Source organism: Syntrophobacterales bacterium, from assembly GCA_031274925.1.
In the GTDB taxonomy this organism is placed as follows: domain Bacteria; phylum Desulfobacterota; class Syntrophorhabdia; order Syntrophorhabdales; family Syntrophorhabdaceae; genus PNOM01.
The window spans coordinates 1-25,459 of the sequence record JAISPL010000048.1 but is presented as its reverse complement, the minus strand read 5'-3'; the positions used below and the strand labels follow the sequence as shown (position 1 = coordinate 25,459).

General features: G+C 47.6%; 23 protein-coding genes. 11 read left to right on the top strand and 12 right to left on the bottom strand.

Annotated features, from left to right (window positions below):
* Nucleotides 1-123 precede the first annotated feature (123 nt).
* On the bottom strand, nucleotides 124-315 hold the full coding sequence (gene rpmB / locus LBQ00_08340) for a 50S ribosomal protein L28 (GenBank protein ID MDR2018855.1): 192 nt from the start codon (nucleotides 313-315) through the stop codon (nucleotides 124-126).
* Between the two features lie 1,104 nt (nucleotides 316-1,419).
* Between rpmB and plsY the strand changes: the two genes are divergently transcribed.
* Nucleotides 1,420-2,028 (top strand): glycerol-3-phosphate 1-O-acyltransferase PlsY, encoded by a 609-nt coding sequence (gene plsY / locus LBQ00_08335; protein ID MDR2018854.1) that lies wholly within the window; start codon nucleotides 1,420-1,422, stop codon nucleotides 2,026-2,028.
* Nucleotides 2,029-3,020: 992 nt separating this feature from the next.
* Here plsY and LBQ00_08330 read toward each other — a convergent pair.
* The 3 genes from LBQ00_08330 to LBQ00_08320 form a co-directional block, all read right to left on the bottom strand.
* Nucleotides 3,021-4,790 (bottom strand): amidohydrolase family protein, encoded by a 1,770-nt coding sequence (locus tag LBQ00_08330; protein ID MDR2018853.1) that lies wholly within the window; start codon nucleotides 4,788-4,790, stop codon nucleotides 3,021-3,023.
* A gap of 407 nt (nucleotides 4,791-5,197) precedes the next feature.
* Nucleotides 5,198-7,183 carry an ATP-dependent helicase gene (locus LBQ00_08325; GenBank protein MDR2018852.1) on the bottom strand — a complete coding sequence of 662 codons (1,986 nt, stop codon included), beginning with the start codon at nucleotides 7,181-7,183 and terminating at the stop codon, nucleotides 5,198-5,200.
* A gap of 62 nt (nucleotides 7,184-7,245) precedes the next feature.
* The gene (locus tag LBQ00_08320; GenBank protein ID MDR2018851.1) at nucleotides 7,246-7,923 is read right to left on the bottom strand and encodes a flavodoxin family protein; all 678 of its coding nucleotides are present in this window, start codon (nucleotides 7,921-7,923) and stop codon (nucleotides 7,246-7,248) included.
* Nucleotides 7,924-8,356: 433 nt separating this feature from the next.
* Between LBQ00_08320 and LBQ00_08315 the strand changes: the two genes are divergently transcribed.
* On the top strand, nucleotides 8,357-9,268 hold the full coding sequence (locus LBQ00_08315; GenBank protein MDR2018850.1) for an acetyl-CoA synthase subunit gamma: 912 nt from the start codon (nucleotides 8,357-8,359) through the stop codon (nucleotides 9,266-9,268).
* An 8-nt stretch (nucleotides 9,269-9,276) separates the two neighbouring features.
* A complete protein-coding gene (locus LBQ00_08310) occupies nucleotides 9,277-9,582 on the top strand; it encodes a 4Fe-4S binding protein (GenBank protein MDR2018849.1) in 306 nt (101 codons plus the stop codon).
* A 320-nt stretch (nucleotides 9,583-9,902) separates the two neighbouring features.
* Here LBQ00_08310 and LBQ00_08305 read toward each other — a convergent pair whose 3' ends face one another.
* Complete coding sequence (locus LBQ00_08305) at nucleotides 9,903-10,997, bottom strand: radical SAM protein (protein ID MDR2018848.1); 1,095 nt, start codon at nucleotides 10,995-10,997, stop codon at nucleotides 9,903-9,905.
* 775 nt (nucleotides 10,998-11,772) lie between these two features.
* On the opposite strand from LBQ00_08305, the gene LBQ00_08300 reads away from it, so the two are divergent.
* The 5 genes from LBQ00_08300 (at nucleotide 11,773) to LBQ00_08280 (ending at nucleotide 16,405) form a co-directional block, all read left to right on the top strand.
* The gene (locus LBQ00_08300) at nucleotides 11,773-12,426 is read left to right on the top strand and encodes a nitroreductase (protein ID MDR2018847.1); all 654 of its coding nucleotides are present in this window, start codon (nucleotides 11,773-11,775) and stop codon (nucleotides 12,424-12,426) included.
* Nucleotides 12,427-12,674: 248 nt separating this feature from the next.
* A complete protein-coding gene (gene panB, locus LBQ00_08295) occupies nucleotides 12,675-13,472 on the top strand; it encodes a 3-methyl-2-oxobutanoate hydroxymethyltransferase (GenBank protein MDR2018846.1) in 798 nt (265 codons plus the stop codon).
* A gap of 1 nt (nucleotide 13,473) precedes the next feature.
* The gene (panC, locus tag LBQ00_08290; protein MDR2018845.1) at nucleotides 13,474-14,319 is read left to right on the top strand and encodes a pantoate--beta-alanine ligase; all 846 of its coding nucleotides are present in this window, start codon (nucleotides 13,474-13,476) and stop codon (nucleotides 14,317-14,319) included.
* A gap of 1 nt (nucleotide 14,320) precedes the next feature.
* Nucleotides 14,321-14,692, top strand: coding sequence for an aspartate 1-decarboxylase (locus LBQ00_08285; GenBank protein MDR2018844.1), 372 nt, complete (start codon nucleotides 14,321-14,323; stop codon nucleotides 14,690-14,692).
* A 1,512-nt stretch (nucleotides 14,693-16,204) separates the two neighbouring features.
* A complete protein-coding gene (locus LBQ00_08280) occupies nucleotides 16,205-16,405 on the top strand; it encodes a cold-shock protein (protein MDR2018843.1) in 201 nt (66 codons plus the stop codon).
* Nucleotides 16,406-16,674: 269 nt separating this feature from the next.
* Here LBQ00_08280 and LBQ00_08275 read toward each other — a convergent pair whose 3' ends face one another.
* Both LBQ00_08275 and LBQ00_08270 read right to left on the bottom strand, forming a co-directional pair.
* Nucleotides 16,675-16,890 carry a hypothetical protein gene (locus tag LBQ00_08275; GenBank protein ID MDR2018842.1) on the bottom strand — a complete coding sequence of 72 codons (216 nt, stop codon included), beginning with the start codon at nucleotides 16,888-16,890 and terminating at the stop codon, nucleotides 16,675-16,677.
* 532 nt (nucleotides 16,891-17,422) lie between these two features.
* Complete coding sequence (locus LBQ00_08270) at nucleotides 17,423-17,845, bottom strand: hypothetical protein (protein ID MDR2018841.1); 423 nt, start codon at nucleotides 17,843-17,845, stop codon at nucleotides 17,423-17,425.
* 412 nt (nucleotides 17,846-18,257) lie between these two features.
* Here LBQ00_08270 and LBQ00_08265 point away from each other — a divergent pair, with 412 nt between their 5' ends.
* Both LBQ00_08265 and LBQ00_08260 read left to right on the top strand, forming a co-directional pair.
* Complete coding sequence (locus tag LBQ00_08265) at nucleotides 18,258-18,455, top strand: hypothetical protein (protein MDR2018840.1); 198 nt, start codon at nucleotides 18,258-18,260, stop codon at nucleotides 18,453-18,455.
* Nucleotides 18,456-18,733: 278 nt separating this feature from the next.
* Nucleotides 18,734-19,291, top strand: coding sequence for an acetate uptake transporter (locus LBQ00_08260; GenBank protein ID MDR2018839.1), 558 nt, complete (start codon nucleotides 18,734-18,736; stop codon nucleotides 19,289-19,291).
* 713 nt (nucleotides 19,292-20,004) lie between these two features.
* Here LBQ00_08260 and LBQ00_08255 read toward each other — a convergent pair.
* The 4 genes from LBQ00_08255 to LBQ00_08240 all read right to left on the bottom strand — a co-directional run bounded on the left by LBQ00_08255 (nucleotide 20,005) and on the right by LBQ00_08240 (nucleotide 22,783).
* The gene (locus LBQ00_08255) at nucleotides 20,005-20,481 is read right to left on the bottom strand and encodes a tetratricopeptide repeat protein (protein ID MDR2018838.1); all 477 of its coding nucleotides are present in this window, start codon (nucleotides 20,479-20,481) and stop codon (nucleotides 20,005-20,007) included.
* On the bottom strand, nucleotides 20,433-20,879 hold the full coding sequence (locus tag LBQ00_08250) for a C39 family peptidase (GenBank protein MDR2018837.1): 447 nt from the start codon (nucleotides 20,877-20,879) through the stop codon (nucleotides 20,433-20,435). Before LBQ00_08250 ends, LBQ00_08255 begins: the two co-directional genes overlap by 49 nt.
* A 179-nt stretch (nucleotides 20,880-21,058) precedes the next feature.
* Nucleotides 21,059-21,382: a PA2779 family protein gene (locus LBQ00_08245; GenBank protein ID MDR2018836.1), complete on the bottom strand. Its 324-nt coding sequence runs from the start codon at nucleotides 21,380-21,382 to the stop codon at nucleotides 21,059-21,061.
* 795 nt (nucleotides 21,383-22,177) lie between these two features.
* Nucleotides 22,178-22,783 (bottom strand): EF-hand domain-containing protein, encoded by a 606-nt coding sequence (locus LBQ00_08240; protein MDR2018835.1) that lies wholly within the window; start codon nucleotides 22,781-22,783, stop codon nucleotides 22,178-22,180.
* 206 nt (nucleotides 22,784-22,989) lie between these two features.
* Between LBQ00_08240 and eno the strand changes: the two genes are divergently transcribed.
* On the top strand, nucleotides 22,990-24,270 hold the full coding sequence (gene eno, locus LBQ00_08235; GenBank protein ID MDR2018834.1) for a phosphopyruvate hydratase: 1,281 nt from the start codon (nucleotides 22,990-22,992) through the stop codon (nucleotides 24,268-24,270).
* 356 nt (nucleotides 24,271-24,626) lie between these two features.
* On the opposite strand, the gene LBQ00_08230 is transcribed toward eno, so the two are convergent.
* On the bottom strand, nucleotides 24,627-25,115 hold the full coding sequence (locus tag LBQ00_08230) for a hypothetical protein (GenBank protein ID MDR2018833.1): 489 nt from the start codon (nucleotides 25,113-25,115) through the stop codon (nucleotides 24,627-24,629).
* Between the last annotated feature and the right edge of the window lie 344 nt (nucleotides 25,116-25,459).

Sequence of the window (25,459 nt, the reverse complement as noted above, 5' to 3'; positions counted from 1 at the left end):
CAAAAGGCATGGAAGATAAGCAAACCTCACACCGATAAGTCATTCCCTTCAATGCCTCAGCGTCACACCCAAGCCGGAAAAAAGAAAATATTTTTTGCGGAAAATACGGGGTACAATGAGGGATCAGACAGCTTTCTTGAAATTGCCCTTCTTGATGCACTTTGTGCAAAGTCTCGTCTTTTTTGTTACCCCATTTGTTACTATGTGTACTGTTTGTAGATTAGGGAGCCATTCCCGTTTTGTCTTGTTGTTCGCATGGCTCACATTGTATCCGATCTGTTTGCCTTTACCGCATATTTCACAAACTCTTGCCATAAACGCCTCCGTTTCCTGTTGCTTAAGGGATGCATTTTACTCATATCCGCTCCAAATGTCAACAGATTTCGTGATCATGGCCCGCCTTGCCCTGTAGCGTTATGCGAACCTAAGGTGACGAGAGATCGTCCGAAGAAACCGCCAGGATGGCTCTCCTGGTTGCCTGGGGCTGCTTCTCCTTGCGGGGTGCTGCTTGGGGAAGAATGTTACTCTGAACTGACAACCCTTCCTCGGCTTCAGCACGTACGGAACAGATAATGCCACGCATTTGTCATTAGAGCGGGAAATGGCAAAATGAGCGGTATCATCCGTAAGAGAGGTCAAGTTGATGTCAGGTTTTGTTACCTGTCCATCGTCTCGTGTCCTGTTTGTTGTCGCGGCGACAACAAAAGCAATCTTATCCAAAGTTTCTCGTGAAGGACGGCGATATGAGCACTGTGAAAGAACTCACAAAATTTACGGTACTGAATTTACCTGCCTCACCAAGGTTGTAAATGTCATGTCGGCCGCATCAAGTACATCTAGAAGGGACGGCAGGATAGGAGACTTTTCTGTGAGTGGTAAAAGAGACCCACAAGTTCGTTTTTGTCCGGAAGACACCAGTCGCTGTATCTCACACAACACCCTTGGTGTCTACATCAGCCATGATGACTCGCCACGGATAGATGCAATCAGCTTTGGGAGGTGCCCCTATTCCACATAAGGTCAGCAGGGTATCAATGAGGGCACAACTGCTGGTTGTCGTGACAAATCTCGGTTAGACCATTTAGTGCCTGCTTGAAACTCGCCGTCCCGGTCTGTCCTCTTGCTGGGGATCTAGCTTCCATCTCATTGAAACAGGTCGCCCGGTGGAGGCGGTCTAATTTGTCTCAGTGAAAGCAGGCGAACTATTGGAAAACAGAATAACGGCAAAAAGAAACATTGTGCATACATCCTGTGCATGCCATACCAGTGCGTCATCAGCATAAGATATTCGCCTTCCATAGAAATCTGATTTTTGCAGTATTTAATACTGCTCCGTAATTACATAACCAATATGCAGGGATATTAAATGACGCTGCGCGTCCATCCGTGGAGCATGGCAAATAGATTGACAAGACATCCTTGGTTTACTATCCTTACGACATGTATGAAGCCGCCTTTGTCGTCGCTGCCTACATCGTCGGTTCAATACCAGTAGGCGTGATCCTCTCAAAGTTAAGAGGAAAGGACCCCAGAAACATGGGAAGCGGGAACATAGGCGCGACCAACGTGATGAGAACCGCAGGGAAAGTGGCAGGCATCATCACACTCGCGGGAGACATGGCAAAAGGCTTCGCCCCAACCTTTCTCGCCCTCCGCGCCGGCTTTCCAGTTGTTCTGGTCATCGCAATCGGCTTTGCTGCCTTTGTGGGCCACCTTTTTCCTGTATTTCTCAGATTCAAGGGCGGCAAGGGCGTTGCCACCGCTCTCGGAGTTTATCTCGCCCTCACTCCTATAGCCATACTCCTCAGTTTCGTTGTCTTCGTTCTTGTGCTCCTGAAATGGCGGTATGTGTCCGCAGGATCCATCGCCGGGACCGCAGTCATGCCTTTGATCCTTTACAGCCTCAAGGCCGACCCCATATATGTATATTTGTCACTCGCCATAGGCTCTCTTATCATCCTGAAGCACTTAGGTAACATAAAAAGGCTTACCGCCGGGACAGAACATAAAATTGGCTCCCCCAAGTAAAACCTGCCCTTCATAAAAACCTCCACGAGACCAGCGTTATCCGCTTGTAACGGCTTAATCGGTGGCAGAGCGGGTTAGGCGAAGGCTTATAAACCCCAAAATCCCAACTGCGTACATGACCCCAAGAGAACTGCTTCAAGGAAAGAAGGAACCCAAAAGGCCATAAAACCAAGCGGTAAATAAGGCATGAGAAAAGCGTCTCCCATCCGAAAATAATAGGCGGGGTGACAATGGTTGCCTATGGTAGGCTCATCCGCCAGCTAGCAGCAATGAGTAAGAGATTCTGGCCGATGGCCAGCGCCAAAAACACTAGGCTTGGCGATATTTAACTACACTGAGGAAGCCCACTCACTCGGAAGGCGCCTCCATTCAGATTCCAGAAGCCGTCCACACTCGTATCACAAAAAATAGGAACGGTGAGGGGCTTAAGCCTCGACAATCACAATTTATGCGCCGCAAACCGACCTCCACCAGCCGGGCAAAAACCAGAACCAAACCTTAAAAAAAGCTGATTATCCTGCCCTCCTCCCACCATATTAGGTGATGTGTGTTGGCAAAAAACATCATCATATATTCAAAGCCCGATGCATACACGAGGTGATCCAGCGGGTCCAGAGCCAGAGCGCATCGGGGCAGTCTGGTAAGATAACACTTCATAATTCCTGGCAATAGACATGGACGATAAATATGTCTGCATAATCAATCACATCAGCATTACGATGAGTCCCCAGTGGACATTGAACGCCTTGAACCGTTCTCTTTCAGAGAGGAAACTGGATCCATCAAGTCTGGATTCCTGAGGGTTATTTCTTGCGGCCACCATTTTTTCCTGCCACCACTATGTCCGGCGTTCATGAATCCTGGAGATACGTAACCAGTCTTGATAAATCAGGCCCTGAGGACAAGGTAGAATGGAAGTGACTTATTCTTCAATATCCCAGGCAGACTCAGGCTCCCGGTCCCGCCATCTGCCAAAAAGGAATTCACTGCAATCAGCGGTCCTCCTGTAAAAATAATGAAACCAGTTTCCTGTTTCTTATGTCAGCCAGACCTTTGTCCGTGATCCGAAGGAACGGAAGCCCGGTGAAAGGGATCGTCTGGATAGCGAGAAGCGGCTTTTCGAAGGACACGCCGATCTCTTTCAGCTTCTCTTCAAGTTTTTTCGTCTCTTCTGCAATCTCCTTCATGCCTGCAAGGGACATAAGTCCGAAGACAGGCATGGGTAATTCGTAGATGATCTTTCCGTGCTTCGAGATCGCAATGCCGCCCTTCATGTCAATAAGCCTGTTGACAACCTCTTTCAAGTCTTCTTCGCTGCTCCCCAGCGTGAGTATGTTGCACGAATCCCAGATGATGGTGGTGGCAATGGCTCCGTCTTTTATACCGGTACCCTTGATGAAGCCCCTTCCTATCTTCTTTCCTTTGTTCCGGTTGATAACCGCCACGGGGATTATATCTTCGGCAAGGTTCTTTTCCAGAAATCCGTTTTTCACTGTGGGCTTGTAGGTTATTTCTCTCGTTATGGTAGGACTTGCCACCTGGATTACCCTGATAGCACTATCTTTCCCGCGGGCCTTTACCATGAAATCGTCTGCAGTGACCTTATCAGCCTGAACGGTGTTCATCGCATGGCCTGGAAACCGGTACCGGGGAGCTTCCCCCATAAAAGACTCGCCAGCAAAGACTATTTTGCCGTCAGCCATTACCCTGTCCACGGACACTTTTTCAAAATCCTTGAGAAAGACGATATCGGCATGCCTTAAAGGGGCAATGGCACCCACATGGCGCAACCCCAGGTAATCGGCAGGGTTTATAGTGACCATCTTGACCGCTTCCATGGGGCTGAACCCATGGGCTATCGCTTTCCGCGCAATCGAATCGAGATATCCATCATTCAGAAGCATGACAGCGTCAAAAGAATCAGAGACCAGCATTGCTCTTCGCTTGTCCGCAGCGAGATCCTTGATCTTATGAAGCTCGGGGAGTTCCTGGCGCACAAACCCTTCCCTAATCATGACATAAAGGCCGAACCTGAGCTTCTCCACGACCTCATCCATTTGAATCGACTCATGGCATGACGTAACGCCCGTGAGGAGGTACCGGGTGAGGTTCTTTCCTCTTGCACCGGCCGAGTGGCCGTCAATTCTCTTCCCCAAGGACAGTGCGAGGGCCACCTGTTTCAGAATCCTCTCCTCCCCTTCCACGGTCTTCGTCCAGTAGGCTTCCCCTATGCCGAGACAATCATCTCTCTTGAGAAGGGTAGAAAATTCCTTGAACGTAATCCCCTTGGCTCCCTCCATTTTAGGAAAAGGAGGCGTGAGGGGAGGTGCTACAAAGTAGCATTTGAGTGGATAGCCTTTCGTGCTGTCGAGATAAGAAAGAAGTCCTATCATGCCACAACTCGTACCAATCATAGTCGTCTCGGTGACTACCGTAGTGGTGCCTCCCCGGATCGCATAAGGAACGAACTCATTAAACAGATAGACCGCATCAATGTGAGTGTGGGCATCAATGAACCCTGGGCAGAGATATTGGCCCTCCCCATCAATCACAGTCGCACCCGCATAAAACGGCACATCTCTGTCTTCTTCTATAGAAACAATGATGCCGTCCTTTATGACGATCATGAGACCATCCTGGATCTCGTTCGTGAATACATTGACAACTCTGCCGTTCCGTATAACCACATCCGGCGTTACAGACCCTTTCACTACATCAATAAGTGTCCTGAGTTGTTCCTTTTTCGTGGCCCTACCCCTCATTGAGTTTTTCTATTTCATTCTGCCGTATTCATAAATAAAAGCAAAATACAGTTACAATTCATGAACTCATTTTTTTCTATATGGACCACCATTCTTAAACATTTCCATCATTTTGCCATAAAATAATAAGAACTCGGGAGTCCCTCTTTCAAAGACGGTAACATCATCCTCATCTTCGGTAAGATAAGCGCTTACCGCCTCATTAACCGGTTCCAAGGCCGACCGGCGCATGTGGCGCTGCTCTCCTTAAGCCGAACAACTTAAGTGTAATTCAGTGTCCAGGTAAATGGTGAATCTCTTGGGTTTGGCGGCCATCACATTCCTCCTTGCGTCTTAAGGTCTAAGCGCTTCAAGAGTTTAATCTAATGCCTGCCTTGATCGCACCGTCTAACTATCGCACGGGTCGATTACATTATATCCGTGATCTGCCACTCCTCGTAATGCTTGCTCTGGAGTTCGGCTACGAACCTCGACGGCTTTAGGATAATATGGCCCACCTGCTTGTCAAACACCAGGAGGGGATAACAGAGATACAGTTCATCCATGGCCCGCGTCGACGCCACATAGAAAAGTCTCCGCTCCTCCTCGACACTTCCCTCCTCTACGGCTTTAGGATTGGGAAACCTTCCTTCCGCACACCATATGATGAATACGGCTTTCCATTCAAGTCCCTTCGCCTGGTGGACCGTACTCAGGATGACTCTTTCTTCATCCTTTTCCGCAGGCACAATCTCTTCCCCGCTCAACCCCCCCATAAGGGAGAGTTCGCTTAGGAAAGTTTCTAGAGAATGGTACTGGGTCGAGAAGTTTATAAGCTGGCCTATATCTTCAAGCCTCGCCTCATAATTCGGATAGTTGTATTTCAGATATTCCGTATATCCGTGTTCGAGTACTGCCGAAATCATGTCCGACGGGGCTTCCTGAGTGTGAAGCCACGACAGGTCTTTGAACAGTCTCGACCACGTCTCGATAATATCCTCCTGGATGTTCCTGAATACCTCCCCTAGCTTTTTCGATATAAGAAGCTCTATGGGGTTACCGGAGGTCTTCACATGATGGAAGATTCGTTCCGCAGTTCGCTTGCCTATCTTCGGGTAGATCTGCAACATCCGTTTCCATGATACTTCGTCATCCGGATTGACGACGACCCTGAGATAAGATATCACATCCTTGATGTGGGCTTGCTCGAAGAAGCGAAGTCCGCTTCTTATCTCGAAGGGTATATCCCTTCTTGTAAGCTCCATTTGGAGTTCCATGCAGTGATAATGTGCCCTGTAAAGAACAGCTATCTCCCTCAGAGGAATACCCTCGTCCCGGAGTTCCAGTATTCTCTGGGCGACAAATTCCCCCTGTTGGATCACGTCCCTGGACGGCGCCACAACCGGTACCACGCCACTCTTCTTGACACTTTGCAACTCCTTCGTAAACTGCCTTCTGTTCTGGGATATGGAATCATTGGCGAGACCAAGAATTTCAGGGGTACTTCGGTAGTTCATCACAAGCTTAAATACCGTGGCTTCTTCATATTTCTTGGGAAATTCGAGGATGTTCTGAAAGTCGGCGCCCCGGAAGGAGTAAATGCTCTGGGCATCGTCACCCACCACCATGACTTGTCTGTTGATGAAGCCCATGAAATCTATAATCTCCGCCTGTATCCGGTTCGTATCCTGGTATTCATCCACAAGGATATTTGAAAAAGCCATGGCGTAAGACTCCCGGAGATCCTCATGTTCGGCGAGTAGTTTGTGCCAGTAATAGAGGAGATCGTCAAAATCCATCACATTTGCCGCCCGCTTCTTCTCTATGTATTTTACCTGGATAGATGTTATCTCATCAATTAAATCAATGAAATACGGGGATCGTACCTCTATGGCGTCATTGACGCTCGTCATGGTATTGAGGGAGTAGCTTATAATATCCTTGATGACGCTCCCTTTTGGGAATCTTCTGGCCTTCCTGTCTATCTTCGACTCCTTCACCACCACTTCTATGAGATCCTTTGCATCCTCATTGTCGAGAATGGAGAAGTTACGTCTGAAACCAACCTTGTCGCCATGCTGCCTCAGGATCATGTTCCCGATGTGGTGAAATGTCCCTCCCCAAATATACCTAGTGTCTATCTTCATTAGATGCTCGACCCGGTGCAACATCTCACGGGCCGCCTTGTTCGTAAAAGTAAGGAGTAGGATGTTGTTCGGAGATACGCGCTCTTCCAGAAGCCGCGCTACCCTGTATGTAACGACCCTGGTCTTTCCGCTTCCCGCCCCCGCGATCACGAGGATGGGCCCTGGCTCGGCTAGAACGACTTTCAACTGCTCCTCGTTCAGTTCCTTTTCGTAAGGTATTAGGAATGATTTTTTTGAAACATCCCGGTGAAGAGTATATTTTTTCATTGGAATTATAAAGTATGCGCCAACCCACGCACCATGTCAAGAAAGTGAGCTTGGAGCAGATTTCAGCTAGACAATCCCTTGTGTTGCTTCCAATATGCATATTCGTAAGGCCATTCATGTTTGCGCCAGAGCATCAATGACTTCATACGTTCCCTAAACTGGGACGATATATTGTCATACTGAGGATTTGTCTCTCTGTTCTCCCATGCCGTCACCAGTTTCTCACCGAGAGCTCGGGCCTGTGTTTCTATGGTCTTTGGAAAGTTAAACCCGTCAATCTGGCCCATCGTGGCCCACACCGAGCCGACCGGAACGGCTCCTGTAATCGCCATAAAATGATTCATATAGTCCCCAATCGGTTCCTCGTCCCCTCCTCCGGAGGTGACGACTGAAGCGCCATATTTCCCCTCAAACTCCAGACAATGGACCACCCCGCAGCAACGGTCTATAAAGACTTTCAGTTGGGCGCTCACATGAAATATATAATTAGGGCTCGCCAAGACAAGGCCGTCGGCCTCCATAACTTTTTTTTTGATTTCGTTGAAGGAGTCTTTTTGCGGGCACACCCCTTTTACGTGGCATACATCGCAGCCCAGGCAAGGTTTTATCTCGTGTCCCTCTATGGCAACAGCCTCTGTGGAGGCTCCACGGTTCTCCGCCCCTTCAAGTACCAACCTGAGCAAAGCAGCTGTGTTTCCTTTGATACCCCTCGGACTTCCCACGATCCCGACTATTTTCATTCTCATATCCTCCTCAATTGTTTTCCGGTCTTCTCCTAGTCAACGGGTTCTATCCGCCCAATGCACATTATAATATTTGGAAGCAGTATTTTCTACTCACCATTTAGTTCTCGCCAAAATTTCCTGTTTTTAGTCATAGCGATAATAATTCTATCCGCCATCCTATGCCTGTATTCTTTCCTCAATTGCCTCTTGACTCTTGCCAGTCTTGTATCCTAAGCTATTCATAATGGAAATATTTCCGGTAAAACGAACAGATGAGGTGCCCTGTTGAGGACCTAAAACACGGACTCGGTTGAGTCCTTGCCGCATGGAACAGCCTTTCGTAGACGGCCCAGCAGATTCACCTGTAGGTCCTGTTCCCTGCGTCTCTTCCACGCTTAAGTGGAGAGATAAAGTCGGGTCTTGGAAGGCACGCTGGGACATTGGCCGTATGAGCCATATGCTGGACCCAGGCCTTTATGCGCTGGGCAGACCTGGTCCCAAATCCCCCGTCATGGTAACAGCAAACTACAAAATGACTTTTGACCGTCTACGAGCCTCTTTGACGGGCATGGATGTCTGGATCTTAGTCCTTGACACCAACGGTATCAACGTCTGGTGCGCTGCGGGCAAAGGCACCTTCGGTACCGATGAACTGGTAAACCGCATCAAAACATCGGAACTGGACCGCGTGGTCTCGCACCGTGAGCTGATTCTTCCCCAACTGGCCGCCCCTGGGGTGGCAGCCCATGAAGTACGAAAACGTACAGGATTTCTGGTAATTTACGGCCCTGTCGACTCACGAGACATTCCCTTATTCTTAAAAAATGGGCTCAAGGCTACATCCGTGATGAGGGAAAAGACTTTCACTTTCTTCGAACGCCTAGTTCTGGTACCAATTGAGCTCGTGGCCGCTTTAAAGATAGCCGCACCGGCAACAGTCGCTCTTGCAGTATTTTCTTTTTTCCTGTCCGGTCTATCGTGGCCCGTTGCCCGAGACTTTACTATTCTTGCTATCATTGCCATGAGTGCTTCCATCATGGCGGGAGCCATTTTTACCCCCCTATTCCTGCCATGGCTTCCAGGTAGGCGGTTCTCTTTGAAGGGGTTTATTGCCGGTCTCATCGCCCTTGCGTTGATGCTCGGTTTTGCGAGATGTGACTGGACCACTCTTCAGGTCCTTTTCCTCATATTTTCTGTTCCCGCAATGGCTGCGTATCTGGCAATGAATTTTACCGGCTGCACTACCTTTACCTCCCTCTCAGGAGTCTATAAGGAAATGCGATGGGCGCTACCCCTTGAGATTGCCGCTACCGGAGCCGGACTTGCCGCCTGGACTGCGGCCGTGGTCATGGGAGCGTGATGGTGGTTATGGAGAAATTACTTTATCTGAGGGATGTGGTGACCCTTTCCCTTGATCCGATCAAGTGTACAGGGTGCGGCATGTGTCTCTGTGTGTGTCCTCGCCGAGTATTCCTTTCATCGGATCGCAGGGTCGAAATCGCGGAGCGTGATGCTTGTATTGAGTGCGGAGCATGTCAGCGGAACTGTCCGCAAGGGGCGGTTACAGTCAAGGTGGGGGTGGGATGCGCAGCATCTGTGATCAACGGGATGCTTCGGAGGAAGCGTGCATCCTCGGCTGCAGATGATGACAGTCCGACTCCCAGGTGCTGCTGACACCCGTCGTTCATCCAGCCTAACCCGCATATTTCCGCAGTTCAGACTGCACTCTCCGCCCCCATAAGACAAAGAAAAGAACTGTCTGTACATGATAGTTATGTCAGGTAACTGGTATATATGTCAACTATGACCGGCTTAAAGAAGCGGACGCATTCTGACAAAGTACCAGCTTATGGGCCTTTTCTGGACACCTTTCCTGTGATATCAAAGATGGTCGGGGTCAGATACGAGAAGACGAATAACAAAAAATGGCGGGTCAGATTAAGTGCGAGGAAGGAGGAGATAAGGAGGGAACGCGGAAAAATACAATCAGATGGTTAGATATAGTTTTCAAGGAGAAGGGACAAAGTTTTCTCCACGCTGCCGGGATCTTTCTCCTCCATTTTTTTGATAGCTTTTCTTATTCTGTAGTAAGAAAATTCATCCCGGAGGTCGTCAAGACTCCTGTACATCCCAGACCTTCTACCGAACCTGTATACGAGCTTCTGCTCGCTGTTCATTGACAGAAAACGGTCAATGACGGAAATCATATGTTCTTTGTCTTCTGGAAGTTTACCTTCCACGTCCTCAAGAAGATTGAGAACATGGTCGCTCTTTATGGTGCTCGTTATGTTGTCAAGATTTTCGATGAGTAGTCTCTCTTCCAAAAGTATCTCTTCATCGCTGGGAATAAAAAATTCCCCCCTGTTTATTTTATCATAGAGGGGCATATCTTTAAGGACCTTCAACGTCCTGAACCTGATAAAATCAGGGTTAATTTTTTTAAGCACATTGGCCGTTTCGAGCGCATGCTCTCTCCAGCATTTTCGCCCGCCGAGCCCCAGCACCACGTATTCTGAAAGCTCAATGCCAGCTTCCTTCACCTTTTTTCCACAACTTACCTGTTCTTCCTCTGTCGCACCCTTGTTCATCTCTTCGAGAACAAGGTTACTCCCCGATTCAAGCCCCACATGAAGCCTCGTGAGGCCCGCTTCCCTCATCGTCTTCATATTGTCGACAGTCAGCCTTTTCGCGATAGTTCTCGACCGGGCATAGGAAGTTATCCGCTCGACGGAAGGAAAGTTCTCTTTAAGATATTTAAGGGCCTCAATAAAGACCTCGGGTTTCATAGCCGGGGAGTTCGCGTCCTGTATAAAAACGTTTTTCCCTCCGAAGTACAACCAGGCAACCACGCTTTTGTAACACTCATTGCGGCTACCATCGGAAAAAATGTGGTCAACGAGGTCATCCGTAATCTTGCCGTCCTGCCCCCGTGTCCTGGAAAGACCGGTCACGTCATCGCAAATGGCCCGTATGGTATCTATGTCCCTTTTAATCTCATCAAGTTTTCTCTTCTCGAACCGCTTGCCTTTGTATGTATGGCAGAATGCACACTGATTCCAAGGACAGTTCCTTGTAAATCTTACGAGCAAGCTGTATGCTTCATTGGGTGGCCTGATGGGCCCTATCTCGTATCTCAGATTACCCTCATGCAGTCGGACTATTCACTTTTTTCAGGGTGCACTGCGAAAGCAGGCGTAGACATCTTTGACATTGCCCTTTTCCTTTTTTTGCCCTGGGCGCTTCTTTTTCTCTTTCTTCTCATATCAGTTTTCTTTGTGTTTGATGCCATAATCTTCCGCCTCCTTATTTCTGCGAATGATATTTATATCACATAGCCTCGTTATCTTCAAGTCATTCCGCCGCCGCCCATTCCTCCTTTTTTCTCCCCTCTCTGTCTATCTATCTCTGTATCCCCAGAACTCTCTTCTGCTTCGTCTATGCGGCATGTCATGCACCTCTTGAAGAATGTGAAGTCTTATCCTGATAATGTGTAGCTCTATGACGTTATGAATAAGTAAGAAGATATGCCCTCTTTATGGAGAGACTTTTCATAGAATACGCATCTTTGGCGAGACTCAATATTTTTTACACGCTTTGAACCTGGTAAGACTTAAAAATAAAAGAAAAGAGAGGTCGTCCAGGATTATTTCCCTGATACCTGTCTCAGGGAAAGAGGTCCTTGGGTGGGTATAATTAACTTACCATATCACTGGTGATGAAATCTGACGCTACTACCGAACGCTCTCATCCCTATCTGCAGAAGCAAACTGCAGAAGCAAATGAGGGGATTGCTTAAAAAAAAGGGGCGTCTTGACTTCGCCCAAAGCGCTGGAGTATGCTTCAGAAAAATCTATGGAGAACCAGATGGACCTGTTTGATGCAATCAATGAACGCAGAAGCATACGAGCTTTCAAGCCCTGCCCTGTCCCCAGAGAGAGAATTGAGGAAATCATCAACCTTGCGCTCATGGCACCGTCCGCCATCAACCTCCAGCCCTGGGAGTTCACCGTTATAATGGACGAAGAGAGGCAGCGGCTGAGCCGTATGCTCATCAAAGCATACAAGGAAAAACGAATTTCATGCAGCCCGGGCAATGTGAAGTCCCTCCCGGAAACATTCAGCAGAAGGGGGGTGGAATCATTCCAGATTATGAACCCGTACCTTGAAGAAATGAGGCTCACCTTTGACCAATTCATAAATGAGGGGAGCTGTAACTTCTATGGAGCCCCTGCAGCAATGATTATCTGTCTTGACAATGCCTTTTCGAAGGCCCGCCTGGTGGATATAGGGATAATTCTCGGATACCTGACTCTTATCGCCTATGGTTTCGGGCTAGGGACGTGCCCTATTGGCCTCATCAATGCTTACGAAAGCGAGATAAAAGACCACTTGGATATCGCTGACAATAAGGATGTGGTAATAGGGATGGCCATGGGCCACCCGGACCTTGATAGCCCTATAAACAAGTTCAAGATCCCGAGAGAAAGGATTGACGGGTTTGTGCGATGGATTGACTGATGGCGCCCGAAGGCCTGGGTTACGAGTAACAGAAGGGCGCCCCGGTGAAATAGCCGTTTTTCACGGCCAACACCCCGTTACCGTGCGGAAAAGAGACGAGAAAATGATAGTTGACTTCACGGAAAAATAGTTTATAATTTTTTTCTATACCGCTTGGATCCTTGTACGGACTGAGACGGAAGGAGAGTTAGTCTATCAAAACCTTCTGAATTATGTTCGGAAGGTTTTTATTTTAGGGGGTTCACGTTATGAGTGACAAGATCACAGCACCGGTCTTCAGGGAAAAAAAGGGCAAGGAGAAACTTACCATGCTTACGGCATACGACTACGCGACAGCGGCAATCGTGGACGAAGCAGGAGTTGACAGTATCCTCGTGGGAGATTCCCTTGGCATGGTCATGCTCGGATACCCCAATACCCTGCCGGTCACCGTCGACGAGATGATATACCATACAAAGGCCGTATCCAGAGGCATAAAAAAGGCCCTCCTCGTAATTGACATGCCCTTCATGTCGTACCATGAAAGCATCAAGCAGGCAAAGAGGAATGCCGGACGGATGATGAAGGAAAGCGGGGCTGACGCAGTCAAACTCGAAGGCGGTATAACGATGGAGGAAGTGATCAGGGCCATAGTGGATATAGAGATTCCAGTTATGGGACACATAGGCCTTACCCCACAGTCCATACATCGGATGGGGGGGCACAAGGTCCAAGGCAAAGGAGAAGAAGCAAAAAGGCTTTTTGAAGATGCGCGGGCCGTTGAAGAGGCAGGCGCTTTTGCCGTGGTTATTGAGGGTGTGCCAAGAGACTTGGGGAAAGAGATTACGGCGATGTTGTCCATCCCAACCATAGGCATAGGCGCAGGACCCGATTGTGATGGCCAGGTTCTCGTGATCCAGGACCTTTTAGGGATGTTCGCCGGATTCAGGCCTAAGTTCGTAAAGAACTACATGAACCTCCGCCATGATATGAATACTGCAATAAAAACATATATCGAAGAGGTAAAGGAAGGAACGTTCCCGGACGACGCCAGGTCCTATCATTGATATGAAAATAGTAAAGACAGTAAAAGAGATGCAGACTCTTGCCGATGGATTGCGGAAAGAAAAGCTGATAGGCTTTGTCCCCACCATGGGCTATCTCCATGAGGGACACCTCGCGCTGGTGAGGAAAGCCAGAGAGCTTGGAGATATTGTAGTGGTGAGCATCTTTGTCAACCCAATTCAGTTCGGCCCGACAGAGGATTTGAGTAGATATCCAAGAGATTTTGACAGGGATGCCGGACTCCTCATTAGGGAAAAAACGGATATTATCTTCTTCCCCGAGGCCCACGACATCTATCCCGAGGGCTATTCCACCTACATTGAGGTAAAAGGACTTGAGGATTACCTGTGCGGAAAGACTAGGACAGGCCACTTTCTGGGGGTCGCCACAGTCGTGAACAAGCTTTTCAATATCGTCAAACCACATTTCGCTGTCTTCGGGCAGAAGGACTTTCAGCAGCTCAGGATCATCGAAAAAATGATACGTGATCTTAACATGGACATTACGATAGTACCGCATCCGACGGTCAGAGAAAAGGATGGACTCGCAATGAGTTCGCGAAACACATATCTCAGCCCGGAAGAACGAGCGAGGGCGTTGCGCATATATGCGTCGATCAAAAGGGCGGAGGAAATGTTCAGAGAAGGTGAAAGAGATGTTTCAGTTCTACGGGAAGAAGTGATACGACTGCTCGGTTCCGGAGATGGGGTCGACATAGAATATGTAAGTTTTTCCGATGCCGACACACTTAGGGAACTGGACAAGATAGAAAGCAAAGCCCTTCTTGCAATTGCCTGTCGCGTGGGCAAAACAAGACTTATTGATAACATAAATTTGATGGAGGCTTAACATGGAGCGAAGGATGATGAAGTCCAAAATCCACAGAGCAACGGTCACAGAGAGCAACTTGGAGTACGAAGGCAGCATAACCATTGACGAGGACCTTTTGTTAAAGGCAAATATCCTTCCTTATGAACAAGTAGATATTTACAATGTCACGAACGGTGAACGGTTTACCACATATGCGATAAAAGGAGAAAAGAACTCTGGGGTTATTTGCATAAATGGCGCTGCTGCACACAAGGGAAAAAAGGGAGATATAATTATTATCGTTGCTTACGGAAATTATAACGAGAATGAGCTTTCCTCATTTGAACCGAAAAAAATATACGTTGACAAACAAAATATGGTCAAACCGGAGAGCATCAAACTGGCTATCTGAAGAAACCGATGGTACAGAGAGAATGGATAATATCAACCAAGAGAAGTCTTTTGAATTTCAGGTTAGTGTCTCCGTTTGAAATTTTGTCACATTGAAGGCGATAGCCGACCTGTGAATACACCGCAAAATGATGATTGACAGCTCTATAACAGTAATATGTGATACGAGCATATTTAAATGAACATCTTCTGGAGGACAATGTAATGTCTTCTGTCCCTACCAATATCAATGGTGTCCAAATCGAATTTGCCCCTAATGTCGTCAATGATGTTTGATTGGCGCGTCATTGAAGCTCTTCGTCTCATATTCGCCCGAATATTGCGCAGGGTCATGTTTTGCGCCACATCTATATCAGCTCTGCTTACGATTCACACACTATGCCAAGTCGGCATATGCAACGTAACAAAAAGCAATTGATATTTTCCGTTTCAATAGCAATCACATTATAGGTAGGTATAACTCAAATCCATCCGTTCATGCTTTTGTTGATAATATCTAGGAAGGATTTGAAGGGTACACTTTTCGTCGCGAGAATTTCGGACCTTCGTTCACCAAGAAACACGGGCAACATTGGGTGGTAGGAGGTCATCGCGACCATATCCATCTTTACGTTGATTAACACTATAACACTACGGAGAATTTGACCATGTTCGTTCATTTAAATCGCAAATTCCTGCTCTGTGGGGTATTGTTTTTCATGTTTGCTGCTTGTGTGTCTGCGGAGGGTTCAGCAATCAATCCTCCACGCTCAAGCAAGTGCTTGCTGCAGTCGATGGACATTTTGATTGGAGTTACAAGTCAAATACCCACGACTACTCGAAATGGCAAGAACTCATAGATGTCGTACTTGCACAATCGCCTGGCGCACAAAAAAGCAATCTGCCAGAAAGCGTATTAGCTGAACTCGTCGATTGTTTTTATGATTCTTCGCCCTCTAATTCGGTTTTCAGAGATAAACCCATTCCGCCTGGATGAGTTTGTTATGCTGCGCTAACTGGGTTCGTTTATCACGAAGAAACCAATGATGAGGGAGATATCATGCAACATTGGGACGGTTATCCAATGTTACCAGTTTCACAGCAGAATATGAAAGCGGCTAAAGCCGCCTGGCAGAAAGTCCTTGTTGAAAAGACATATCTGTTCCCATGACTAAGTGATAGTGGCAGCGTATCCAGCAGTTCGTATAGATTACCAAAAAACGACTGTGCCTTGGCGTATTAGAGGGGGAGAATTTCCTGTCAGCGGGCAATAAAGGCTTGTGGGGTATGGGTGAGTTATAGTACATTGCGGTTTTTCCCGGGATTTGTCCAAACAGGGCTCCGAATCAGGATTTTTAAAATGAGACGCTACCGGTTTTCAATAAATATTGACCTTTCATGCATTCTGTGCCACAATAAAAATGGGGTTTCGGAAGTTTGATTATTATGAACTGCAAAGATAGACGCTTTGTAGTCTGTTCATGACAGTTCCGTTATCTTCAACTTTTCAATTTTTTAAAGGAGGGTATATTATATGGCAAAAGGGACTGTTAAGTGGTTCAATGAATCTAAAGGTTTCGGATTCATCACCAATGAGGAAGGTGGCGACGTATTTGTTCACTACTCCGCTATCCAAGGCAACGGTTTCAAATCTCTGTCTGAAGGCCAGTCTGTCAGTTTCGATGTGGTAGACGGTCCTAAAGGCCCGCACGCAGCAAATGTCGTGAAAATCTAAAGCTGATAAGCGGACTAGCGGGCTCTGAGTGTATTGATCGGAGCCCACTCCATCATATTTCATATCTGCAAATACGGTTAAAAATCGGCGAGATAAAAAAGATGGTAGCATTGTTTGGAGCGTGGCTCTACAGTTAGATGTTTGTCCTGATCATGGTTCACCCTTGTGTCCTCTTGGTAAAGATATTCTATTCCCGGCAAAATTTGTCCTCTGGCATGGTTTTGAGGTGGAGAGTCTCCATTTGTTTGATTGAGCGGTTGCTCGATAGACTATTCCAGTTCTGAGATTTTCTTCACAACGACAGTCAGGCCGTAAGACAGTTCTTCAAAAGTGAGCAGGTCAGCATAATCGACTAGATTTTCTTTCTCGTTGCCGGGCCTCCCTGATGCCAAACCGCTACCCTTATGACACTGGGGCTCAGAAAAAAAATCGACAGGTCTTGTCGCTCCAAAGAGTCCGGAAGATTGTTCACTATTCCGGGACATACGATCCCACGATTGAGCCTTCGCTCTGAGTGGACCAGCTTGAAGGTTTCAGAACCAATTTGGATAAAACCAACATCGTTTATGACAGGGCGAAGAAATAGAAAAGAAATGACATGGGAACTCCCTGGTCAAGTGAGAGTCCAGTTGTAAGTTTGTTGGAAACAAACGACTATACACGCCACCTCATAAATACCCAAGCAAGGCAATGATGCACCCAAGCCTAGTTGTACCATTGCCAAGAAATTTTCTGCATGAAATTCATACTTTACAATAAGACGATGGAAATTTTGCAACCAGGTATCGCTCCGCTTCCAACACTAACGGTAATGCCTTAACGCCTGCCTATCTTGAGTCTTGCATCGGTTGGGAGAGATCATTTCTATCTCCCTTGAGTCGCTGTCATATGCTCCGGAAATAACATTGGTAAAAGACCGACCAAAGGCGTCTTCCATTAACGTCACCTCGTAAGATGGCGTAAAGAGCCTGTCTACCACTCCGCTGGACTGCGTCTGATATTTTTGAGGTTACACTATTACCGGAAAGTCCAGTGAATAGACAGCGCAAGAAGAGCGAGGGTAATGGCGATCGTGGTCCCGATAACCTCCCACTCACATCTGTGGACTTTTATCATTTGTATGCTCCCGCAGTCTCCACACAGGAAAATCTTCCTTCCCGTGAACTTGAGAACCCATTGTTTTAAACTCCATCCGCAATCGCTGGTCACACGCTGGGACTGACAGTTGGGGCAGGAAAAGGGCGTAAGGATTAGTTTCAGGTGATCATCCATACTGACCGGCCCGTTACCGTTTACAATACTTATATCACGGTTCTCGGTCGTATGGTCAACAAACAGGTCAACTGAACGTATCCCGTGCTCATGATCTACGGACGCCTTTAGTCTTGTGCTCCTCCTGTTGATATTCTTCACCTTTTGAAACTGGCATAATTCTATCATTTTTTGAAAATTTATTGAAATAAAAATTGAAGCAAAAAATCAGAAAAAGTGATTCAATGCATCTGTTCCACACGGTTTGGAACGCCAACCACGGCAGCCAAAATCAAGCGCTCTAAGCGGCGTCTTAAGCAACCAAGAACAGACGTATGGAGCATGACCATGGCGATAAGAAATGAAGGAGCGGGGGTTGTGAACACTACAATCTCGTCCGCATGGTTGACAAAATCCAATTAATGAATATTATATAAATACTGTCGCCAAAGAAAAGGGGTGACAAATCCACGAGAAGGAGCACGACATGTTTCAGGTAACCGAAAAAGCCGGTGAAATGATCAAGGCTTTCCTCAAGGAGAAAAACCTTGATAGCACTATTAGGATTATGATGGCGGAAGGCGGGTGATCTGGTCCCTCGTTGAGTATGGCCCTGGATGGGCCTAAAGAAGGCGACGAAATTTTCAATGAAGAAGGGATCATGTTTCTGATAAACAAGGAGTTGTTCGATGAAGTAAGTCCGGTAGGAATTGATTTTGTCGTTACCGACACGGGCGGCGGATTCAAGATCACGTCAAAACTTACCGAAAAGAACACCTGTGGATCCTGCAGCTGCTAGAGATCAACGTGAATCGCGGACGTAACTGGGGGACAGCAGAGACAACCGGTATCCCCCAGTTATCATTGACATATTTATTTCTGTACTATGAAGAGTCCATATGATATAATTTAATATATCACCTTCGGCAAAAAAAGCAAACATGATTTAAAAAACTGAAACCCTTTGCATGGAGAGTCATGTTTCTACGGAGGGCCCAAGGTGGATAAAGACACACCTAATGCGGGCCCTGCGGAAGAGCGGGGGTGAGATTATTTAATTTAAGGAGGTATAATGTAATGGAAGAAAAGCTTTCAAACCCCGCACCTCTCGGTCTTGCCGGATTCGGAATGACCACCATTCTGCTCAACATTCACAACGCCGGTTTTTTTCCAATCGGCTCCATGATTTTAGCCATGGGAATATTCTATGGAGGTCTTGCACAGATTATCGCGGGTATCCTGGAATACAAGAAAGGTAACACGTTCGGCACCACGGCTTTTACATCATACGGGCTCTTCTGGCTCACCCTGGTTTTTATCCTCGTCTTTAAGGGCCTTCCCGGCAACTCAGAGGCATTTATTGGATGGTATCTTTTCATGTGGGGACTTTTTACTTTCTTTATGTGGTTCGGTACCTTCGGCAAAAACAGGGTCATTCAGTTCGTCTTTCTGAGTCTGTTTGTACTATTTTTTCTCCTTGCCGCCAGAGATTGGACCGGAAGCGCCACCATAGGGACCATCGCAGGTTGGGAAGGTATAATCTGCGGTTTTTCCGCCTTTTATCTTGCAATGGCTGAAGTCCTCAATGAGGTGCATGGCAGGACCGTACTGCCTATTGGCGACCTCTCAAAGTAGTTCCAATATAGGGGCGGTTAAGCGGTGTGACGCGACCCGCCCCATATTTGCAACCCATTGATATCCTGATTTAACGCGGGAACGTTCATTCTCTCACAATCCCAGGCAACAGATCCATTAACAGCAGCGATCTCGGCCCTCTTATGTTCCGGTTAGCAGCGCCAGGGAGAATCATAGGGGGCCCGTTCTCAAAACAAACGGAACACGGGTCGCATCCGGTGAACACCTTTGCTTGTCACATAGGGCGGGTCATAAACTGCAGCAAGGTCACACCGAAGATGCTTTATTCTCGTACAATCACCGCAAAATTAAGTCTTTTCACGAACCTAGACGAGATGTAATTTCCATCAAATAAAGAACCCGTAGAGCCAGGGGTTCTTTATTCTGGGAGAAAACCTACTCTATTTGGGATTGCTTAAGAGGCTCTGCGGTCTTCTGAGGGATGGCGGAGAGTGGCCAGTCAGCACTCTCTGCCTAAAGGCGCGATATCCGCCAATTCCACACCACCAGCTGCACACAGCCAGCCCTCTGCTCTCAAGTCTCGTGACTCTCCATGAATGCAAGGTAAAGCTCATGGTTTATAGACATAGGGGCGTCTTAATCGACGGGTCCGTCACTCGGTATGCTACCCTCTTAATATCTCGCATTTTAACAAAAAATCGCTATCGGCGTGACATCCCGACAAAAGCCGTTTCACCCGGAGAGTGCGGGAGTCACCTGGTAGGCGCTTCGTTAAGTTTCTCCGTGACCCTGGAAAGAGTGTCGAGAAAATCATCCGACCCTGGCGACAAGCTAACCGCCTTTCGAGCCAATTCCGCCGCCTTTTCCATATGCTTGCCCGTAGTATAGTACAGCCACGCCAGATTATTACAGGCTCTCGGGTCTTGGGTGTGGGCTATCGTCTTTTCATACAACTTTTCGGCTTTCCCGTATTCACCCTTATGAAAATAAATGTTCGCCATATAGAAAGACGCTACAGGCATGGTCTTTGAAGCCGCTTCATATTCCTCAAGGGCGGCGGCGTATTCGCCCTTCCGCTCATATGCGACCCCGAGATTTATATGCTCTTCAGGGGTTAAAGGGTCGCGCAATACGATAATTCTCGGAAGACTGCACGATGAGACAAGCAGTACAAAAAGGATTATGACGAAGGTTTTATGATAAGAGACCAATACCCTGTTTTTCTCCATATTTTCCGAAGGTCCTCGTTTGAGATAACCACATTTTCCGATCGTCCGGAGTTTACAATCACAGTATCTGGGCTGTAGCCGGTGACGACCATGAAATGGTTGCGTTGGTACACCCAGAAGCCGTAATCAACCAGAATGATGACAGGTATCCCGTCATCAACGGAGTTTCTGATATCGTCGATGGTGCTTGCCTGCCCCTCCCCTTCAAATCCGAGTTTTTTCGCGTATATTTCCAAATCTATGCCCAAAACGCCTCTGGCCGACGGACTGTATGTGCTGGCGATAGCTTCCTGCAACAGAAAGCGGCGGCCCGTATTACCCCGTTTGTACCAATAATTGACTACTGTGGCAAGTGCGGCGGAGCCGCACTGGTGCTCTTCCTGCCTAAAGAAAGGCACACCCTTTATGGTCCGGTCTCTTCGGGAAGACCTGTTTTGAGCGCCACCGTGGCACACGCGGCAAGGAAACAGATCAGGATCACGCCGGGAATAAGAGGCTGGAGTTTCATCTTAAGTACTTGAGGCCCCCGAGATAGACAATGAGTCTCGACCGGCAGCCCCCTGTGTGCGTACCGCATCTAACGGGTAACTGTTACTCTGTGACCTGTCAACAGGTTATACAAAACAATGATGAGAACAACAATAAAAAGAACCGCAGCAATAAGGATGATGGCGTTCTCCTGTCCCACTTTCAGGTCATCAATCTTCTGTGCGATGGCGTGCAACTGGGCGTCGGTAAATTGCGAGAGCTTCTCCTTTATCTCCTCGGCGCTATACCCCAGATCCTCAAGTCTCTGCGCTACCACTTTCATTTCCAATAAAGTGCGAATCTTTTCGAGATCAGCAGCCTTGTCGGAAGGCGTTAACGCGATGGGTCCCGAGGGAGTGAAAGCGGCTTCCACCCTAGGCCCTAGGCGTAATGCCGATAATGAACATCGCAAAAATCAGGTAACATACGAGGTATCTTTTCAACATGGCGTGCTCCTTACATTCATTGAGTGTGATGATGATCTGTATTATAGCCAAAGAGCCTGTGAAGGTCAAATAAACCTCTTTGTTAAATACCCCTTGCAAACCGGAACGTACAGCAAGGATAGCGACCCTACCCCGCCTTTTTCGCCTCGACCAAGGCTTCGCATATTTTCCCCGATAGATTCGTAAAAAGGTTGGTGAAATCCTTTTCCCTGACAGACAAATCATGGACAGCATAAGCATGTACGCGGCAAATGATGGGGCTATTTTGCCAAAGACTACCTCTATTGTAATGCTCCGTCATATCTACTACATTGTTCTTTTACTGCAAATTTCTTGAATTCTTTGAACATAGCCAGCTTCATGCGTCTACTTCATTCAATATTTCTTCAGGTCGGAATTTGAACCAGGTTCTTGAATATTTCGCCTACCATGCGTATGCCAGAAAGCCACAGCCTCACAGCCCTGTCGGCTATTTTCCGAATACGGTTTTCAGCAGAGGAGTGCCTCTGGCGCCAGGTCCATCGGGATTTTCTTTTTCTCCTTAGAGTCTATTAACACTGGGTGTTTAGCCTCACATTGAAGTGGCAACTCCCCCTCTGTCGTATTATGTGTGTGTGGGGGGAGGAACGCCAGATTATGGCAGAGGCAGGACACGTAAGAAGGATCGGACGACAGCGCGACAATATCGAAAGGGTAGCAGATCATATGCTCAAGCCTCAAGCTTATCTCGGTATAGCCCTGTACTCCGACTCCGAGAGATAGCCGTCGACGTTCTTATCATATTCCCTGAACTGCTTCATCGTAAGACCTCCTATGGCCACGCTAAGTTCCACCGGCGTTATTTTTCCATCCTTGTTCTCGTCCATATCCTGAAACGAGGTTCCTTTCGCTTTCACCCTCTCTCTCGTTTGACCACCTCTTCCGGCTCTAACCGATGTTTCCCTGGCACCTTCCGACTTTGCATCTTTTTTCGAAGTCCTTCTAATCGCTATGCCGTCAGCAGTATATGATACTATGACGTAGCTGCCCACCTTGAAATCCTCCGGTTTCCAACCGCCCTTTATTGCAGAGTTTGATACATCAAATGTCACTGTCCTGCTTTTCCCTTTAACGGAAATGGTCTTGCCGGCCTGATTGACTCCCATCACCATCCCCGCAAAACCGCCGTCTCTGCTTTTCGCTGTTCTTTCTTGCCGACGCTTGTTTCCCGCGACAGCGTCCGGATCACCCTTCCCGGTTATCGTCTGTCGATTATCCTCGCAAATACCCTGAACCGCTGCAACAAAGGCCCATAGGGATATGAGGGCAATAATGCAGATATTCCTCATCTTCACCTTCCCATAAATTTGCATCTCATGTTTTAACTGCAAATGATTCACCGTGTCAAGGCGGAGGAACAGAACAATAAAGTATTTGACCGCTATTTTTTCCTGTGGTATTCTCAAGATAAATTAGACAAAGGGTTGGAGGGGCTTTCGCTTGTCCGGCCTCTGTTCGGACTCCATCCCTGCATCTCTCACCAAAAGGAGGTATCATGTCGGCCATATATGATCTATTTGCGCGGGAAGTACTCGACAGCAGGGGAAATCCCACAGTCGAAGTTGAGGTAGTTTTGGAGAGCGGCTATATGGGCAGGGCGATTGTCCCATCAGGGGCCTCCACGGGAGAAAGTGAAGCCCTTGAATTGAGGGACGGGGACCCAGCAAGATATAAAGGGAAAGGAGTTCTAAACGCAGTCGCGAACGTGAATGATATTATCGCGCCAAAGATACTCGGCCTTGACGCAATAAACCAAGCCTACATCGACAATCTTATGATGGATCTGGACGGGACGGAGAATAAGAGCAGTCTCGGGGCAAACGCTATCCTCGGAGTATCAATGGCGGTAGCCCGCGCAGCCTCCGAGTTCATGGACCTTCCTCTATATCAATACATTGGCGGAATCATGGCCCGAGAACTTCCGGTTCCCATGATGAATGTGATTAATGGCGGCGCCCATGCCCAAAATTCCCTTGACGTCCAGGAATTCATGATCGTCCCCACCGGTGCGGAAAACTTCAGTGAGGCGATACGCATGGGCGTGGAAGTATTCCATACGCTGAAGGATGTGCTGAAAGGCAAAGGATATGCCACGGGAGTGGGTGACGAAGGTGGCTTTGCGCCTCAGATAGGCTCCACCAGGGAAGCGCTTGATATGCTCCTTACCGCTATCCAAAAAGCCGGATTCAAGGCAGGCAAGGACATAATGCTAGCCCTAGATGTGGCTGCGAGCGAGCTTTATAAAAAAGGGAAGTATGCGATTGACGGTAATACGTGGACAAGCGACAAGCTAATTGATTTTTATGAGTCTCTTGTGAGCAACTATCCCATTATTTCCATAGAGGACGGACTAGCCCAGAACGACTGGAAGGGCTGGAAAAAATTTACCGACAAATGCTCCTCCAAGATACAAATAGTAGGTGATGACATCTTCGTGACCAATCCAGGGATATTCGCTAAAGGAATACAGAAAGGGATCGCAAACAGCATATTGATCAAACTCAATCAAATCGGGACGGTCACCGAAACCCTGACCACGATTGAGATGGCAAAGAAGGCGGGCTATACATGCGTAATATCGCACCGCTCCGGAGAAACAGAAGACACCTTTATCGCCGACCTGGCCGTAGCGACAAATGTGGGGCAGATAAAAACCGGCTCAGCCTCCAGAAGTGAGAGAATTGCGAAATACAACCAGTTAATGCGGATCGAAAACGAATTGGGCAATATAGCGGTGTTCGGCGGAGCCGACGTATTTTATAGCATCAAGAAATAGGTACGAACGGCGGAAAAACACCCGCTAAAATAGCAGTCTCTGAATAACGGGTCTACCTCGGCAGGTATTCGATTTTTGAAGAAGGAGTCTTTGAAATGAATCTCCCCGCCGCAAGCGGCGGGGTATCCCGGGGTTTACGACTAACTATTAGGAAGCGCCCCCAAGGGGCGGGGAATTAGACCAGTAAAGATTAAAATAACTTCCCGGATGTTTTTTACAGCGGAAGGGGGTAGACCTATGCGGCGTTTTGTTGCTGAAAACTGGTGGCAGAGAGACTGGGGAACCGCCTCTTCCCCAGAGTCCCCCCACATTAGCATGAATATATACACGAAGAGAGAGTTGGTATTTCTCGCCATCTATATGGACAGCTTCAGTTCCTCAATCAGGTCATCGGTTCTTATTCGGGTCTGTTTCGGCTTATCGGTAAGCGCCATGATTGAAAGTTTTCTTATAATATCTTCTTTGTGCCGGTTAGATAGCTTCGGAAATACTGCTCTTAGCTTCTCAAAAACCTTTGCCGTAATGTCCTCATCTTTTGTGTCGAGAACCAATATGAGTGTAGGGGCGTCATCAGGCGCTCCGTATTTCTCGAAATATCTCTGAACATTTCGAACGAACTTCTCTGATCCGTATGAGTCATGGACCCTTCGGTAAAGTTTGTCATGCTCCACAGTCCCCTTCTCACCCATGAAGAGTCTGTCTAATGCTTCTTTGACTCTTCCCTTTTTCCATCTGTCAGTGGGGCGCTCTTTCCCTGGTTCTTTAACCCCTCCAACCTGACCCCTACGATCTTTTCTTCTGTCGATCTCGCGCCAATCGGGTCTTTCATCGTCATAATCCGCCATACTTTTTCCTCCTGATGCTAATTATGCTGTAAAGAACGGACAACGTGGTGTCTGGGGTCCTGCGCGTAAACAGTTAAAAGGAATTCTGTTGGGACCTCACAAGTATATGCTGGAGCAATGAAACTATCTAATTAGACCACGGAGACAATTTTTGTCAAGTCAATTTTTAGGCTCAGGGCCTTATGGACAGGCGCATTTCCTTGGCAAAAAATCTATCATCCAGAGCCCTTTTAACATAAAGCAAGACATCAACGGTCAATGCCAGTAAAATGAATGTCGTAAACATAACATCCAACTTATCATACCGTGTGAACACTCGCCGGAATTGTTCTTTGCCCATTGAG

Coding starts and splice junctions, on each gene's coding strand:
- rpmB (MDR2018855.1), bottom strand. CDS start 315: ATGGCAAGAGTTTGTGAAATATGCGGTAAAGGCAAACAGATCGGATAC.
- LBQ00_08330 (MDR2018853.1), bottom strand. CDS start 4,790: ATGAGGGGTAGGGCCACGAAAAAGGAACAACTCAGGACACTTATTGAT.
- LBQ00_08325 (MDR2018852.1), bottom strand. CDS start 7,183: ATGAAAAAATATACTCTTCACCGGGATGTTTCAAAAAAATCATTCCTA.
- LBQ00_08320 (MDR2018851.1), bottom strand. CDS start 7,923: ATGAAAATAGTCGGGATCGTGGGAAGTCCGAGGGGTATCAAAGGAAAC.
- LBQ00_08315 (MDR2018850.1), top strand. CDS start 8,357: ATGAGCCATATGCTGGACCCAGGCCTTTATGCGCTGGGCAGACCTGGT.
- LBQ00_08310 (MDR2018849.1), top strand. CDS start 9,277: ATGGAGAAATTACTTTATCTGAGGGATGTGGTGACCCTTTCCCTTGAT.
- LBQ00_08300 (MDR2018847.1), top strand. CDS start 11,773: ATGGACCTGTTTGATGCAATCAATGAACGCAGAAGCATACGAGCTTTC.
- panB (MDR2018846.1), top strand. CDS start 12,675: ATGAGTGACAAGATCACAGCACCGGTCTTCAGGGAAAAAAAGGGCAAG.
- panC (MDR2018845.1), top strand. CDS start 13,474: ATGAAAATAGTAAAGACAGTAAAAGAGATGCAGACTCTTGCCGATGGA.
- LBQ00_08285 (MDR2018844.1), top strand. CDS start 14,321: ATGGAGCGAAGGATGATGAAGTCCAAAATCCACAGAGCAACGGTCACA.
- LBQ00_08280 (MDR2018843.1), top strand. CDS start 16,205: ATGGCAAAAGGGACTGTTAAGTGGTTCAATGAATCTAAAGGTTTCGGA.
- LBQ00_08275 (MDR2018842.1), bottom strand. CDS start 16,890: ATGTCCCGGAATAGTGAACAATCTTCCGGACTCTTTGGAGCGACAAGA.
- LBQ00_08270 (MDR2018841.1), bottom strand. CDS start 17,845: ATGATAGAATTATGCCAGTTTCAAAAGGTGAAGAATATCAACAGGAGG.
- LBQ00_08260 (MDR2018839.1), top strand. CDS start 18,734: ATGGAAGAAAAGCTTTCAAACCCCGCACCTCTCGGTCTTGCCGGATTC.
- LBQ00_08255 (MDR2018838.1), bottom strand. CDS start 20,481: ATGGAGAAAAACAGGGTATTGGTCTCTTATCATAAAACCTTCGTCATA.
- LBQ00_08240 (MDR2018835.1), bottom strand. CDS start 22,783: ATGAGGAATATCTGCATTATTGCCCTCATATCCCTATGGGCCTTTGTT.
- eno (MDR2018834.1), top strand. CDS start 22,990: ATGTCGGCCATATATGATCTATTTGCGCGGGAAGTACTCGACAGCAGG.
- LBQ00_08230 (MDR2018833.1), bottom strand. CDS start 25,115: ATGGCGGATTATGACGATGAAAGACCCGATTGGCGCGAGATCGACAGA.